Raw genomic sequence first — 14,239 nt, 5'->3', positions numbered from 1 at the left:
ATATAATGAAGCGTTTAGTTTCTCCGATTATTACTGCAGTGGCTGCATCTACACTTTCATTCAATGCGCTATCCGCTGAAATCAAAAACGTTATTCTGATGATTGGTGATGGTATGGGTCCTCAGCAAGTCGGCTTGCTAGAAACCTACGCGAACCACGCACCAAACTCGATTTACAAAGGCCAAACCACCGCGCTCTACAAGTTAGCGCAAGAAGGTGTGATTGGCTCATCTTTAACGAACCCAGAAGATGCGATCGTTGTCGACTCTGCATGTTCGGCAACAATGCTCGCAACAGGTATCCCAACCGCATCAGAAGTGATTGGTATTGACAGCCAAGGCAATCACGTTGAGACCATTTTGGAAAAAGCCAAAAGCAAAGGCAAAGCAACGGGTCTTGTTTCAGATACGCGCATGACGCACGCAACACCAGCCGCGTTTGCTGCGCATCAGCCTCATCGCTCGCTAGAAAACAACATCGCTTCCGATATGCTAGAAAGCGGTGTCGACGTGTTGTTATCTGGTGGTCTTCGTCACTGGATTCCAAAATCGACTAACGACAAAGGTGAAACTTACCAAGCGCTAGAAAAACTTACGCAAGGCAGTGTTTACCTAAAATCTAAGCGTAAAGACGAACGCAATCTGCTTACCGAAGCGCAAGACCAAGGCTACAGCCTAGCTTTCAGCCGAGACATGTTGGCACAAGCAAAAGGCGACAAACTACTTGGCCTATTCGCTTACTCAGGTATGGATGATGGTATTGCTTACAGTAACAGCAAAAACGATCCAAAACGCACACAACCATCGTTGAAAGAGATGACGGTCAAAGCGCTTGATGTTCTTTCTAAAGACAAAGACGGCTTCTTCTTGATGGTTGAAGGTGGTCAAATCGACTGGGCTGGCCACAGTAACGATGCTGGTACCATGCTACATGAGTTGATTAAATTCGACGAAGCGGTGAACTCTGTTTACGAGTGGGCGAAAGGTCGTGACGACACACTTATCATTGTTACCGCAGACCACGAAACAGGTTCTTTTGGCTTTAGCTACTCATCAGCAAATCTACCTAAACCAGAAAAACGCAAAGGTGAAGCCTTTGAAAAACGCGATTACGCGCCAAACTTCAACTTCGGTAAGTTTGAAATCCTAGATGGTTTATACAACCAGAAGAAAAGCTACTACGGCATGATCAGCGAGTTTGAAGCGCTAGATAAAGCACAACAAACACCAGAAAAGCTAGCTGAAGTGGTGAATGCCAACAGCGATTTTTCTATCACACCTGAGCAAGCCGCTCATGTACTAGCAAGCAAACCAAACCCATACCGAGTTGCTGGCCACTCGTACCTAGAAGTAGAAACGGTACCAACAATTAACGACTTTGATGCCTTCTTCCCATACAACGACCGCGGTAACTTGCTCGCTCGCGAACAAGCGACCAAACAAAACACGGTATGGGGAACAGGCACGCACACTCATACACCAGTGAACGTATTCGCTTGGGGGCCTGCAGAAACCATTCTTCCAGTTTCAAAAATCATGCACCACTCCGAGCTTGGTGAGTTCCTAAAGCAACAAATCAAATAATCATCTTGCACTTACTTCACGTCTTGTGATGTTCCAACGCTCTCTCACGAGAGCGTTTTTTTATCCGCAAAAACAGTTGACGTTTTAAGCAACAATACTCAATATTTGCACGTCTTAAATCATATCTACGAATACCATGTGCGAAATATTTGCTAAACAACCACAGGATAATTATCAGTTTATCACTCGTTCCATCCGCATTGACGGCCATGCCACCAGCGTAAAATTAGAGTCGAGTTTTTGGACGATTCTTGAAGAAATTGCCAGTGCGCAAGACATGACCGTTCCAAAGTTTATCAGCACGGTGTATCAAGAAGCACTGGAATACAATGGTGAAGTGAACAACTTTGCATCCTTACTGCGTTGCGCATGTCTCACGTATGCTCGCCAACCGGAAAACACGCTCCATCAAGCTCTTGCTCAACTTAACGCCTAACACCTAACTATTCTTACCAAAATATTCAATGGCATCGATGAGGCTTTACGCCTCAATCGTAAGCTATTGAGCTTATTCTTATTTGTCGTACTCTAGTACTACCCAAACTCCTTTTGTACTCGCTAACCTATGCGGACAATTAAGGAGTACTCATGACAAAAATGATACACACCATGATCCGAGTACGCGATCTGGACCGTTCCCTACAATTTTACCGCGACGCACTTGAGCTAGAGATCAAAGACCAATACGTTTTTGATGGTTTCTCCCTAACCTATCTAGCAAATGAAGAAACAGGCTTTGAATTAGAACTTACCCACAACCACGACCAAAGCGAACCTTATACTCACGGTTCTGGTTACGGTCACCTTGCCGTTAGCGTGGACGACATCGAACAAGCTCACAAACGAATTAAATCTCTAGGTATTGAAGCAGGTGACATCAAAGCGTTTGACCACCAGCAAAAACACCTAGCGACCTTCTTTTTTGTCACCGATCCTGACGGTTACAAAATTGAGTTCCTGCAACGACAGGGACGCTACCTATAACTAAAACCGACAATTAAAACCGATAATTAAAAAAGAGTAAAAATTATGATTCACTTGACTGCTACCTTTCACGCACAACTGGGGAAAGAACAACAACTGAAAGAAGTGCTAACCCAAGCGCTTGAGCCAACTCGCAATGAAGAAGGTTGTGTTCGTTATCAGTTGTTCCAAGATAAAGACAACGCGAGCCACTTCGTTTTTCAAGAGCAATTTAAAGACCAAGAAGCGTTCGAATTTCACGGTAAAACTGAGCACTTTGCACGTTTGATCAACCAGATTGAAAACTTGCTTGAATGCGAACCGAAGTTAGCGTTCTTTAACGAACTGTAAGACACAAAACTTACCGCAAATAAAAAGGCACTCTTTATCGAGTGCCTTTTCGTATTTGGATAACACGCGATTACGCGTCTTTTTTCTCCACCATGTGCAAATGCACATCTTGTTGTGGGAAAGGAATCGAAATGCCTTCGCGATCAAAGCGTAACTTCACTTCTTTCGTTACATCCCAATATACCTCCCAGTAGTCATCCGTTTTTACCCAAGGGCGAACGATGAAATCTACCGACGAAGTATTCAAAGTGTGCACTTTAATCATTGGCTCAGGCGCGCGAAGTACCGCAGGGTGTGAAGTCACGATATCCGTTAGTACCGATTCCGCTTTCAATAAATCGTCTGCGTAGCCAATACCAAACACCATATCCACACGGCGAATACGCTCATGGGTTACGTTCTTGATCACATCTCCCCAAATCTTACTGTTCGGCACAATGATGATCTGGTTGTCGAAGGTGCGAATCGTGGTGTTCACTAAGCTCATGTGACTTACCTTGCCATCCACACCACCAGCGTAGACAAAATCACCCACATCAAACGGACGGTAAATCAAAAGCATCATACCCGCTGCGAAGTTCGACAACGTATCTTGCAACGCGAAACCAATGATCACACCGGCAATACCGAAACCAGTCAGAATTGGCGCTAAGTTCAAGCCAATCTGCGACAGGCCAACCATAATACCAATCACCCACACCACTTTACCGGACATGGAGATAAAGAAGTCCTGCATTAGGTGGGAAAGTTTCAAGTTCTTAGAAGACACCGCTTTGCTCACCACTTTGCGCGTGAGTTTAGCCAGTGCACGAGCAATCAATAAGATCAGCGCGAACACGAATAGCTGGAAGATATGCTGTGGTGCGTTTTCCGCAAACCAATCCACCGCGGAGTTTGACCAGTGGCTGATGATGGACCACACCACTTTGGTGTCTAGCAAGTCGTGCGTGATGCTGCCTGTGATTTCAAAGATCTGACGCTTGTACTCCGACGTCTCAATGCCCATTTTATCGCCGATCGACATCAGGTTACGCAAACTTTCCGTTGCGATATTCAGTCTCTGCTTCACGATCAGTTGGCTAAGTTGCAAAGACGCTTTTTCTGATTCAGGGCTGGATGAAAGCTGCGTACCGATGATTTCTGCTTGTTGACGCAGATACGCCATCGATGCCGATAGCAAACGCATGCGCTTATCTAGCTTGTCTTGCAATTCCGCTTCCGCACGCTCATTTTGAACGCCTAATTGCTTGAGCCATGCCAAATTCTGCCAGCTCGAATCAAAGCTCACATCCAAGTAATGTTGAAGCTCGCGGTAGTCGTTAATAAGCGCGAGCTTTTCTTCGTCTTTCGCTTTGTTTAACTCTTCAATGACTTCTTTGGTTTTGGTCGTCAGATAATCGGTCGCGTCTTTTGAATACTTTTCCTGCGTTTTGACGAGCTTAATCAGCTTGTCACGAGGGATGGACTCACGCTCAATCGCGGACGCTAATTGATTTCTCAACTCTTCATTTTTTTGGAAAAGTTGTAGCTGAAGCGCATCACGCTCGTCACCTGCCGTTTGAGATAGGCTTTGCGATAAATCAACAATGTCGATGTTCAAGCTATCTATAGAAGCTTCTGCTTCAGAGATAATAGGAGGCTCTGTGCTTTCTGTGGCTTGCACAAAAATAGGGGTCATCATCGTGATGAATAAAGCGAATATCGCTACCCAAGGTGTCTGGCGATTTTTCAGGGGGAAATGAAACGTCATTTTTACCTCGTAGGAAACGAATCCCGATCGGAGCGATCAAGAATCGGAATGTAAAGCCTTGAAATGATATGCCCTAAGTTTACATCACTAAATTGCAAACCGAGCAGCATTTAGTTAATTAAGCGTCAGAGTTCAACAATGACCGTCGTTTTGTCATCACTTATGAGAATCCGGTCTTTTATTGACCCTAAAAGCAAACAAGCCTTTCACTGTTGGTAAAAGGCTTGTTTCAATTTGGCTATGGGCGATTTGGGTGATTCAAAATGTAGTCTTCCCAATCCACCACATCAATTTCGTACACCACTTTGTTGCGGACACTTTCGCCCGCCGCGTGCATTGCGGATTTCGAGCCCGTAATCAACGGGTGCCATTCTGGTAATGGCTGATTTTCGGCTAACAGACGGTAAGCACACGTGTGCGGTAACCAAGTGAAATCGTCGATGTCTTCGCGTGTCAGCTTGGTGCACTCTTCGCCAGAGGTAAAGCGATTTGGGTAGTCCTTACATGAACATGTTTTGCTGTTCAGCCAGCTACACGCCACATTGGTGTAGTAGATTTCATCGGTATCTTCATCCATTAGCTTGTGTAGACAACACTTGCCACACCCATCACAAAGAGATTCCCATTCCTCTTCGCTCATGTGTTCTAACGATTTACTTTGCCAAAATGGAGTGCTCATACTTCAGGTCTCACCAAGGGAATTAGGGGCCGATTTATACTCTTCTCGCCGCAAAAGTTCAAGTTTTGAGACGATCTCCAATCGGCATCAAGTATCTAATACGATATTCAACCATTTTCAATTAACTGTTCTATCCTTATACGAGTTCGCATTATTTCATTGATCACGAAGGAATTAAGGAGTTTTCATGGGTATCATTTCTTGGATTATTTTGGGCTTGATCGCCGGGGCCTTAGCGAAATGGTTGATGCCAGGAAAAGATGGTGGAGGCTGGATCGCAACCATGTTGCTCGGGATTGCCGGTGCCTTTGTTGGTGGTTTCCTTGGCGGCATTCTTGGATTTGGTGGCGCGACAGGTGTAAACATCGGCAGCATCATTACCGCAACGCTGGGCGCGTTTATTCTGCTGTTTGTTTACAATCGCTTCTTGAGATGATCACAACGGTTTAAAAGCAAAAAGGAGCACTCTATTGGGTGCTCCTTTTTATTTTTTCTTAAGCGACTCTTCCAATCCACGTCAAAATGACCATAATTGCCCCCTCAATTTTTAAGAGGTTTACATTATGGATTGTCGATTAGGATGCGGAGCTTGCTGTATTGCGCCAAGTATCTCTTCACCGATACCTGGAATGCCCATGGGCAAACCAGCAGGTGTTCGTTGCGTGCAACTCAACGATGACAATTTGTGTAAGCTGTTTGGTAAGCCTGAGCGCCCTAAAGTTTGTCACGATTTTAAGCCGTGTCCGGTTGTGTGTGGCAAAACCAACCAAGAAGCGCTCGACAACATCACTGAGCTAGAGCAACTTACTTAATCTATTCAGAGCACCCGTTTAGTCGTTCCCAAGCTCTCGCAAATACAAGTAGATGGTATCGCGCGATATACCAAGATGGTTTGCAACCATTAAAACAGCGTCTTTGTATTTAAAAATACCTAGGCCATGCAGTCGCGTCACCAGTTCACGGTTGCGTTTAGAAGGCGCAATGGCTTCATTTTCCCACACTTCTGTTTGCACGGTTTCTATCGTACTGATGATGGTTTCATCGATATTACGCGCAAACGTTTCTGGTGAGCGAGCACCACCAACACAACACTCGGTGTGTTGCTGAGGCAGCATTGCCTTTAAAAACGCCTGCATCGGTGCATCCATATCCACGTTGATACACAGCAAACCAATCGGTTTGTTTTTTGGATTTCTGACAATTGTCGTAATGGAGTGCAAGGTCTTTCCGTTCGACGTTTTCGTCAGGTACGAATCAGAAACGTCCTTGCCCTCTCTTAACTTCATTCTCGCTAAGTTGGTAATTGGGGCACCTTCACTGCGTTCCGTCACGTGCCCGTTTGCGATTTTGATGATTTCCGGCGCTTCGGCATCTAAGCTGTGGAGAACCACTTCAGTGTGTTCACCATACATACGTGCAATGCCATCCACGACGTTTTTCATAGAGTTCAAAATATCGAGATCACTCTTGGTGAGTTTCTTTAGTAGCAATGTTACTTCCCTTAGCAAAAACTGGAGGTTAGGCCGACATAATATCGATAATAGATTTGTCAGTATACGGCATACCGAAACGAACCATTGAGCCAACATTTCTTATCGTTTGCTCAACTTCTTCGCCTACTATACCTTGATTCTTAACACTGTGGTTACCCATCGCCATCAAATATGAGCGCACCGCCGTTGTCGACGAAGTACACACTTTCATCGCACAAGAGGACTTCGCACCATCACACACCATACCTGAACTATCGCTGATGACGTTTTGAATGGCGTAGCATGATTGCTCGAATGTACCACCAGCTAAATATACCAGCGCCATAGACGCCGCCGCACTGGTTACAGTGTTGCCACAAAATGCGGATAACGGTGGGTAATAAGATTTGATGTAAATAGCCCCTAAATGACTCATGATCAACGCGCGAGCCAGCTGTTCTTCGTCGTTTTGGAATGCTTCAGCCGCAACTACGACTGGCATTGTAGCGGCAATACCTTGGTTCCCACTGCCGAAATTGCTCATGGCTGGCAACGTCGCCCCTCCCATGCGAGCATCAGACGCTGCGGATGTCATCATCTGTATGCGACTCATTAAGTCATTGCCCAATAAGCCTTGCTCGATGTTGCCTTTTAGCGTGCGTCCAATTTCTAGGCCGTAACCTCGGTCGATACCCTCTTGAGCCAGCAAGGTATTGAGCTCTGCAGCTTGGAGAATGAATTTGATCTCTTCAAAAGGCGCTTGAGTGGCAAACTCATAGATTTGTTTGATCGAAATATCCACACCTTCACAAACAGAAGCGGTTGCAACGCGTTGCTGCGGTGGAGCATCAAAAATCACGTCGCCATTGCGCGTGATCTGGATAATGTTGGTGTGACCGCCACTGATCGTGACCGAAACAACATCGTCACCAGAAGTGAGCGTTACGCTGCAATAAATGAATTCTTGCGTATCCATGCGCGCTACAGCTACCCGCTCTTCATCTATCAATTGTTGCGCAGCAGCGACATCCTGCTCATTAATCCGAGCCAACACTTCCAGTTCTGCTGTTGGGTCACCGGCTAATGCACCAACTGAGGCGGCAATTTTGAGGCCTATCTTGCCCGTTCCGGGTACGAAAACACCCATCGAGTTTTTAAATAGGTTGTCTGAAACACGCACCTCTATCGCATCAATATCGGATGTGCCTAACTCTTTTCTAGCAACTGCTGCCGCGTACGCAGCAGCAATGGGTTCTGTACATCCTAATGCAGGTTTCACAACTTGCTTAATGATTTGGATATATTGTGTCCATTGCTGGTTCATGCTCTATTCTCCGTATTACTTTTTATGAGCAATCGCTTCGACTTCAATTAAAACGCCAAGAGGCAAATCTTTCACTGCGAAGCAACTGCGTGCCGGACAATCTTGTTGGAAAAACTCTGCGTAGACCTTGTTAAACTCGGCAAAGTCATTAATATTCGATAGGTAACACGTTGTTTTTAAAACAGTATCGATACTGCCACCACCAGCCTCTAAAACGTGCTTCAAGTTAGTAAGAGATTGATGACTTTGTGCACTGATGCCGCCTTCAACTACTTTTCCTGTTGCCTTATCAACGGGTAATTGACCAGATGTAAAAATCAAATCGCCATAGCTAGTGCCATGTGAATAAGGTCCGATAGCAGCAGGCGCGTGTTCAGATGAAATCAATTCTTTCATTTTTAAATCCTCACATAAATTTTATTTTTTATTAAGAAGCTTCTAATTTAACTTCCGTATTAGCGTTATTTTTTCAATTAAATATGAATCAAACAACTAGAACAGATCACAAAATTCGTCAAAAAATCCAATTTATTTGAACTTTTTCGCCAAGATCTCAAATTTATCTGAATTTTCCACAAAAAAATTGGTGATATATGTTTTCTCAATTAAATTTGAGAAAAATTCATACTAACAAGAGAAACAATAAAATGAGCGTGACAGCACCTACACAAACCTTACCTATCGGTAAAGAGCCACCGCACGTAAAAGCAGGCATGGCCCTAGACGAGTGGAAAGCCGCGACCAAGTTTGATAGCACAGACTGGGGATGGGTGATCATGAGTATCGGCATGGCAATCGGTGCCGGTATTGTCTTTTTACCAGTAAAAGTAGGCGTATTGGGCCTTTGGGTATTCTTGGCCTCTGCCGTGATCGGCTACCCAGCGATGTACTTGTTCCAACGCCTTTTCATCAACACTCTCTCAAGTTCACCAAAGTGCCAAGATTACGCTGGCGTCATTTCCGGTTACCTTGGTAACAAATGGGGGGCGTTATTAGGTGTGCTGTACTTCATCATGTTGGTGATTTGGGTCTTTGTTTACTCAACAGCCATCAACAATGACTCGGCATCTTTCCTACATAGTTTTGGCATCACGGAAGGTTTACTGTCTGAAAACCCGCTATATGGTCTGGCTTTAGTGTGCGCGCTGGTCGCTATTGCATCTCGTGGTGAAAAGATTTTGTTTAAGGTCAGTACTGGTCTTGTACTGATTAAACTTTGTACCGTCGCATTACTTGGCGTCATGATGATCGAAAAATGGGATGTAGCGAATGTCGGTGCGATTCCAGAAACAGGCGCTGGTTTGAAAGATGCAATTGAGCTACTGCCGTTTACTCTAACGTCTATTCTCTTTATTCAAAGCTTGAGCCCAATGGTGATCTCATACCGCTCAAAAGAAAAATCGATTGAGGTTGCTCGCTTTAAAGCCATGCGCGCAATGAAAATTGCTTTCGGTATCTTGTTTGTGACGGTCTTCTTCTATGCGATTTCCTTTACGCTTGCGATGTCACATGAACAAGCGGTTAAAGCAGCAGAAGAGAACATCTCTGCTCTTGCGATGGTTGCGCAAGGTATGGACGGCACGACGCTAAAACTAATGAGTTTAATGCTGAATATTTTCTCAGTAATGACTGCGTTTTTTGGTGTGTACTTGGGTTTCCGCGATTCTTGCCAAGGTCTAGCGATGCTGGCTCTAAAAAAGGTCATGCCTGAAGAGAAGATCAATAAAGACTTGGTCACCAAAGGAATCATTCTCTTTGCGATTCTCATGGCGTGGGGTGCAATTGTATTGAATCTACCAGTTCTGAGCTTCACATCAGTATGTAGCCCTATCTTTGGTTTGATTGGCTGTTTGATTCCAGCTTACCTTGTCTATCAAGTGCCTTCTTTACACAAATACAAAGGCGCGTCGCTTTACTTGATTATTGCTACTGGTATTTTGCTGTGCGTATCACCTTTCGTCGCATTTAGTTAAAACCTACGTTGCCTTGGCTGTTACTCAGTTAGTGATGGCCAAGGCAAACTGAAGATTCAGCCTCTCTTCTCCCTGCTTTTATCTCATCCTTGAGAACTCTTGCCACATACCGTCCTATTTGCAGTTTTTACGCGATCTCCCTCACACTTTATTGACAATTCTCGACTATGTTCAGCGGGTCATTTAATTAGAAATTAGGAAATAACATGAACAAGTATTTGGCTGAGGCTTTTGGTACGTTCTGGCTAGTATTGGGCGGCTGCGGCAGCGCAGTGTTGGCTGCAGGTTTTCCAGATGTTGGTATTGGTCTGCTGGGTGTCGCTCTGGCCTTTGGTTTAACCGTTTTAACCATGGCATTTGCAATCGGTCATATTTCAGGTTGCCATTTGAACCCTGCAGTGACGGTTGGCCTTTGGGCTGGCGGTCGTTTTGATACAAAAGACGTTGCGCCTTACATCATCGCACAAGTGATCGGCGGGCTGATCGCTGGTGGTATTCTTTATGTCATCGCGACAGGACAAGCTGGATTTGATGTTGTTGGTTCTGGCTTTGCCGCCAACGGTTATGGTGAACACTCACCAGGTCAGTACTCAATGCTTGCTGCGTTAGTTTCTGAAATCGTGATGACGATGATGTTCCTTATCGTTATCATGGGCGCGACAGACAAACGTGCACCTCAAGGTTTTGCGCCTATTGCAATTGGTTTGTGTCTGACTCTTATTCACCTGATCAGCATTCCTGTGACTAATACCTCAGTAAACCCAGCTCGTAGTACAGCAGTCGCAATGTATGTAGGTGACTGGGCAGTTTCTCAGTTATGGCTGTTCTGGGTTGCGCCTATTGTGGGTGGCGTACTTGGTGCGGTTATCTACAAAAACCTGCTTGGTAAAGAATCGAACGATTAGTCGTTCCCAACTCCCAAGATCAAAAAAGCCGCTGAATTCAGCGGCTTTTATTAAATCTTATGTCGACCCAATAATGAGTGTGACAAGGTCGTGCCATCTACGAGCTCAAGCTCCCCACCTACAGGCACACCGTGCGCGATACGGCTAGCTTCGACTTGGTGCTCTCTGCACAACTCCGCAATATAGTGAGCAGTAGCTTCTCCTTCAACCGTTGGGTTGGTTGCAAGGATCACTTCAGAAACATCACCTCGACGTAGACGATAATCAAGCACGTCTAAACCAATATCACTTGGACCGATGCCATCAAGCGGAGACAAATGCCCCATAAGCACAAAGTATCGACCGGAGTATTGACCCGTCGCTTCGACTGCTGCGATATCTGCCGGGCTTTCTACTACACAAATTTGGCCGTTTTCTTGGCGTTTTGGGTTAGTACAAATGTGGCAAACTTCTTCTTCAGTAAAAGTTCGACATTCAGCACAGTGACCAATTTCGGTCATTGACTGACTCAGCGCATCTGCCAGTTGCAGACCGCCTTTTCTATCACGCTGTAACAAATGAAAGGCCATACGTTGCGCCGACTTGGGACCTACCCCAGGTAGACAACGTAAGGCCTCCATCAATTGTTCCAGCATATGACTGGTACGCATGAAAATCCGCTTAATTAGATGTCAGCAGATTAGAATGGCATTTTCATACCTGGTGGTAGTTGCATACCGCCAGTTACAGAAGCCATTTTCTCTTTTTGAGTTTCTTCAACGCGACGTGCTGCATCGTTGAATGCCGCAGCGATAAGATCTTCAAGCATTTCTTTGTCGTCTTCCATCAAGCTTTCATCGATGTCAACACGACGCACACTGTGGCTACCAGTGATTGTTACTTTAACTAGACCAGCACCAGACTCGCCAGTTACTTCCATATTCGCGATTTCTTCTTGAAGCTTTTGCATGCGCTCTTGCATTTGCTGGGCTTGCTTCATTAGGTTGCCCATACCGCCTTTACCAAACATGTTTATCTCTCTGGTTTAATTGGGTGTTGCATCAGTTAATGGGGTTATCACTTGACGTTTTCAACCCCATTCCGTTTGTTAGTTAGATAGGGCGCACACTATCTTTATCAAGCTCTGCAGCAAAACGACGCTCGATAAAGTCGACATTCGGGTCGTTCTCCAAGCTGTTCAGCGCTTGTTGTAACTTCTCTTGATAGAGCCTGTCTCTCAGTTCAAGTGGTGTTTCGCCACTCTCTCCTACTTCGATACTCAAGTGACACTCTTCACCTAAAACCGTGTTTAGTGCGTTAAGCAGCTCACTTTGAGCTCTATCTGTATTTAAGTGTGCTTGGCTGCTTCTCAACTGTAAAGAAACGGTCGAGCCTTCTTTACTATAGTGAGAGTTTAGCGCAAGTTGTTCCACCAGCTTAGGCAGGTTCATCAAACTGATCATTTTCGCCCACTCGTTTTGTTCAAGTGACTCATCAATCAGCTTTTGTGCCATTTCTGGTGTTTTTTCATGCTCAAGCGCTTGCTTGAGCTGCGTAGGTGTCAGCTTGGTATTAACTTTCGTCTCAACAGGCTTACTTGGACGCCAGCGATACGCTTCTTCAACTTCTGGTTCAGTAGGCTTTGGCGTTGAGTTTGGCGACACCTGCGCGGAATTGCCATGCAATTGCGCTACTCGGTCGATGACCGATTCTGGTTTTGCAGATGCCGCTTTAGGCTTTTTTGTGCCACCATTTTGCGGTGTGTTTTGCTGTAAACCCTGCTTACGCTGTGAACGTAATTGATGACGTAAGCCTGCTGCTCCCATTCTTGATGGCGCAGGCGTGCTTTCTTGCTGAGGTTGAGCCTGAGCCTCTGGCGCTGGGTTTTCGCTCATTGGCGGAGCCATGTCGTACTGTGGAGGCGACATATCATAACCACCAGTCTGATAATCTGGCTGATATTGTGGCTCTTCATTCATTGACGCAGGCTGACTCACTGACGGACGAACGGGCTGCGAAACAGATTGTTGCGCTTGCACTGGATTTGGGCGCGACTGCTGTTGTGCTACCGGAGCCTGCTGTGCTGGCGCTGAATTCGTTAGACTCGCATTTGGCGTCTGACTCAACTGAGGTTGAGATCCTGCGGTAACGATATTTGCCCCGTTATTCGCTGATGGACGAAAAGCCAACATACGCAAGACGATCATCTCCATACCAACACGGCCATTTGGAGACAGCGTCAGATCTTCACGACCTTTTAGCGCAATTTGATAGTAAAGCTGCACATCTTGTGGGCTGAGCGCTTTACTTAATAATTCGATTTTTTCTGCATCAGGCTGTGCTCGGTCTAGTGACGCAGGCAGTGCTTGATACATAGCGATGCGATGTAACTGCGTCGCTATTTGTTGCAATAAACCGTCCCACTCAACACCATTCGCCGCCAATTGGTGGATTTTATCCATGGCTTGTTGAGGTTGTTTACTGCTGATCGACTCAAGCAAGTGAATCGCTTGATCCGTATCGATGGTTCCCAGCATGTGGCTAACGATGTCGGTTTGCACCGCACCATTGCCTAAGGCAATCGCTTGGTCGGTCAAACTCAGCGCATCACGCATACTGCCATCAGCGGCATGGGAGATCATACCGAGCGCTTTGGACTCTGCTGAAACCTGCTCTTGACCCAAAATGTAGTCAAGTTGCTGATGAATATCATCAACACTGATTGGCTTGAGATGGAACTGCAGACAACGAGATAAAATGGTAACTGGCAGCTTCTGTGGATCGGTTGTTGCGAGCAAAAACTTCACATACTCTGGCGGCTCTTCCAAGGTTTTTAATAACGCATTGAAAGAGTGACGCGACAGCATGTGCACCTCATCGATGAGGTACACTTTAAAACGTCCACGAGCGGGTTTATATTGAACGTTGTCTAGCAGTTCGCGAGTATCTTCAACTTTAGTACGTGATGCCGCGTCAATCTCAAGCAAGTCAACAAAGCGACCTTCATCAATCTCTCGGCAGGTAGCACATTCACCACATGGTGTGGCGGTGATACCAGTCTCACAGTTCAACCCTTTGGCAAACAAACGGCCGATACTGGTTTTACCCACACCACGCGTCCCACTGAATAGGTAAGCATGATGTAAACGGTTTTGCGCCAATGCGTTTTCCAGTGCCGTTAGAACATGTTTTTGCCCTACGACTTGGTCAAACTTATTAGGACGCCATTTTCGCGCTAAAGCTAAATAACTCATTGAATG

General features: G+C 45.6%; 16 protein-coding genes. 8 read left to right on the top strand and 8 right to left on the bottom strand.

Annotation, left to right across the window (positions count from 1 at the left end):
• The first annotated feature begins 5 nt into the window (after positions 1–5).
• The 4 genes from NL646_RS11770 (at position 6) to NL646_RS11755 (ending at position 2,897) form a co-directional block, all read left to right on the top strand.
• Positions 6–1,583, top strand: coding sequence for an alkaline phosphatase (locus NL646_RS11770; RefSeq protein WP_005460094.1), 1,578 nt, complete (start codon positions 6–8; stop codon positions 1,581–1,583).
• 136 nt (positions 1,584–1,719) lie between these two features.
• Positions 1,720–2,019 carry a ribbon-helix-helix domain-containing protein gene (locus tag NL646_RS11765; protein WP_005460130.1) on the top strand — a complete coding sequence of 100 codons (300 nt, stop codon included), beginning with the start codon at positions 1,720–1,722 and terminating at the stop codon, positions 2,017–2,019.
• Positions 2,020–2,171: 152 nt separating this feature from the next.
• Positions 2,172–2,567 (top strand): VOC family protein, encoded by a 396-nt coding sequence (locus NL646_RS11760; RefSeq protein WP_005460098.1) that lies wholly within the window; start codon positions 2,172–2,174, stop codon positions 2,565–2,567.
• A gap of 45 nt (positions 2,568–2,612) precedes the next feature.
• Positions 2,613–2,897: a putative quinol monooxygenase gene (locus tag NL646_RS11755; RefSeq protein WP_020838681.1), complete on the top strand. Its 285-nt coding sequence runs from the start codon at positions 2,613–2,615 to the stop codon at positions 2,895–2,897.
• Between the two features lie 70 nt (positions 2,898–2,967).
• Here the strand turns inward: NL646_RS11755 and NL646_RS11750 are convergent, their stop codons facing one another.
• Positions 2,968–4,647 carry a mechanosensitive ion channel family protein gene (locus NL646_RS11750; protein WP_005479510.1) on the bottom strand — a complete coding sequence of 560 codons (1,680 nt, stop codon included), beginning with the start codon at positions 4,645–4,647 and terminating at the stop codon, positions 2,968–2,970.
• A 238-nt stretch (positions 4,648–4,885) separates the two neighbouring features.
• Positions 4,886–5,326 (bottom strand): YcgN family cysteine cluster protein, encoded by a 441-nt coding sequence (locus NL646_RS11745; protein WP_253664258.1) that lies wholly within the window; start codon positions 5,324–5,326, stop codon positions 4,886–4,888.
• A gap of 187 nt (positions 5,327–5,513) precedes the next feature.
• Here NL646_RS11745 and NL646_RS11740 point away from each other — a divergent pair, with 187 nt between their 5' ends.
• Together NL646_RS11740 and NL646_RS11735 are read left to right on the top strand one after the other, a co-directional pair.
• Positions 5,514–5,762 (top strand): GlsB/YeaQ/YmgE family stress response membrane protein, encoded by a 249-nt coding sequence (locus NL646_RS11740; protein WP_005397239.1) that lies wholly within the window; start codon positions 5,514–5,516, stop codon positions 5,760–5,762.
• A 127-nt stretch (positions 5,763–5,889) separates the two neighbouring features.
• Positions 5,890–6,138: a YkgJ family cysteine cluster protein gene (locus NL646_RS11735; protein ID WP_017447809.1), complete on the top strand. Its 249-nt coding sequence runs from the start codon at positions 5,890–5,892 to the stop codon at positions 6,136–6,138.
• An 18-nt stretch (positions 6,139–6,156) separates the two neighbouring features.
• On the opposite strand, the gene NL646_RS11730 is transcribed toward NL646_RS11735, so the two are convergent.
• Genes NL646_RS11730 through NL646_RS11720 form a run of 3 tightly spaced genes read right to left on the bottom strand, consistent with a single transcriptional unit; the run spans position 6,157 to position 8,518 of the window.
• On the bottom strand, positions 6,157–6,816 hold the full coding sequence (locus NL646_RS11730; protein WP_005397228.1) for a transcriptional regulator: 660 nt from the start codon (positions 6,814–6,816) through the stop codon (positions 6,157–6,159).
• Between the two features lie 28 nt (positions 6,817–6,844).
• Complete coding sequence (locus NL646_RS11725; RefSeq protein WP_253664257.1) at positions 6,845–8,122, bottom strand: serine dehydratase subunit alpha family protein; 1,278 nt, start codon at positions 8,120–8,122, stop codon at positions 6,845–6,847.
• Between the two features lie 15 nt (positions 8,123–8,137).
• On the bottom strand, positions 8,138–8,518 hold the full coding sequence (locus NL646_RS11720; RefSeq protein ID WP_025505090.1) for a RidA family protein: 381 nt from the start codon (positions 8,516–8,518) through the stop codon (positions 8,138–8,140).
• A gap of 317 nt (positions 8,519–8,835) precedes the next feature.
• Here NL646_RS11720 and NL646_RS11715 point away from each other — a divergent pair, with 317 nt between their 5' ends.
• Together NL646_RS11715 and aqpZ are read left to right on the top strand one after the other, a co-directional pair.
• Entirely contained in the window at positions 8,836–10,095 is a 1,260-nt protein-coding gene (locus NL646_RS11715; protein WP_005494432.1) for an amino acid permease, read from the top strand.
• Between the two features lie 206 nt (positions 10,096–10,301).
• Positions 10,302–11,000, top strand: a complete 699-nt coding sequence (gene aqpZ, locus NL646_RS11710) for an aquaporin Z (RefSeq protein WP_005460095.1) — start codon at positions 10,302–10,304, stop codon at positions 10,998–11,000.
• A gap of 50 nt (positions 11,001–11,050) precedes the next feature.
• Here the strand turns inward: aqpZ and recR are convergent, their stop codons facing one another.
• The 3 genes from recR to dnaX form a co-directional block, all read right to left on the bottom strand.
• Complete coding sequence (recR, locus tag NL646_RS11705) at positions 11,051–11,650, bottom strand: recombination mediator RecR (protein WP_025553812.1); 600 nt, start codon at positions 11,648–11,650, stop codon at positions 11,051–11,053.
• A gap of 29 nt (positions 11,651–11,679) precedes the next feature.
• Complete coding sequence (locus NL646_RS11700; protein WP_005460082.1) at positions 11,680–12,009, bottom strand: YbaB/EbfC family nucleoid-associated protein; 330 nt, start codon at positions 12,007–12,009, stop codon at positions 11,680–11,682.
• An 82-nt stretch (positions 12,010–12,091) separates the two neighbouring features.
• A complete protein-coding gene (gene dnaX, locus NL646_RS11695) occupies positions 12,092–14,233 on the bottom strand; it encodes a DNA polymerase III subunit gamma/tau (protein WP_253664256.1) in 2,142 nt (713 codons plus the stop codon).
• Between the last annotated feature and the right edge of the window lie 6 nt (positions 14,234–14,239).

Source organism: Vibrio sp. Y20_XG_PY13, from assembly GCF_024181925.1.
Classification (GTDB): Bacteria; Pseudomonadota; Gammaproteobacteria; order Enterobacterales; family Vibrionaceae; genus Vibrio; species Vibrio parahaemolyticus.
Note: the sequence above shows the minus strand (reverse complement) of the source record. Positions and strands in the feature narration are given on the sequence as shown.

Bases quoted from the DNA above. Each gene is read 5' to 3' on its own strand.
- NL646_RS11725 (WP_253664257.1), bottom strand. From the start codon at position 8,122: ATGAACCAGCAATGGACACAATATATCCAAATCATTAAGCAAGTTGTG.
- recR (WP_025553812.1), bottom strand. From the start codon at position 11,650: ATGCGTACCAGTCATATGCTGGAACAATTGATGGAGGCCTTACGTTGT.
- NL646_RS11735 (WP_017447809.1), top strand. From the start codon at position 5,890: ATGGATTGTCGATTAGGATGCGGAGCTTGCTGTATTGCGCCAAGTATC.
- NL646_RS11745 (WP_253664258.1), bottom strand. From the start codon at position 5,326: ATGAGCACTCCATTTTGGCAAAGTAAATCGTTAGAACACATGAGCGAA.
- NL646_RS11770 (WP_005460094.1), top strand. From the start codon at position 6: ATGAAGCGTTTAGTTTCTCCGATTATTACTGCAGTGGCTGCATCTACA.
- NL646_RS11765 (WP_005460130.1), top strand. From the start codon at position 1,720: ATGTGCGAAATATTTGCTAAACAACCACAGGATAATTATCAGTTTATC.
- NL646_RS11750 (WP_005479510.1), bottom strand. From the start codon at position 4,647: ATGACGTTTCATTTCCCCCTGAAAAATCGCCAGACACCTTGGGTAGCG.
- NL646_RS11760 (WP_005460098.1), top strand. From the start codon at position 2,172: ATGACAAAAATGATACACACCATGATCCGAGTACGCGATCTGGACCGT.
- NL646_RS11700 (WP_005460082.1), bottom strand. From the start codon at position 12,009: ATGTTTGGTAAAGGCGGTATGGGCAACCTAATGAAGCAAGCCCAGCAA.
- dnaX (WP_253664256.1), bottom strand. From the start codon at position 14,233: ATGAGTTATTTAGCTTTAGCGCGAAAATGGCGTCCTAATAAGTTTGAC.
- NL646_RS11720 (WP_025505090.1), bottom strand. From the start codon at position 8,518: ATGAAAGAATTGATTTCATCTGAACACGCGCCTGCTGCTATCGGACCT.
- aqpZ (WP_005460095.1), top strand. From the start codon at position 10,302: ATGAACAAGTATTTGGCTGAGGCTTTTGGTACGTTCTGGCTAGTATTG.
- NL646_RS11740 (WP_005397239.1), top strand. From the start codon at position 5,514: ATGGGTATCATTTCTTGGATTATTTTGGGCTTGATCGCCGGGGCCTTA.
- NL646_RS11715 (WP_005494432.1), top strand. From the start codon at position 8,836: ATGGCCCTAGACGAGTGGAAAGCCGCGACCAAGTTTGATAGCACAGAC.
- NL646_RS11755 (WP_020838681.1), top strand. From the start codon at position 2,613: ATGATTCACTTGACTGCTACCTTTCACGCACAACTGGGGAAAGAACAA.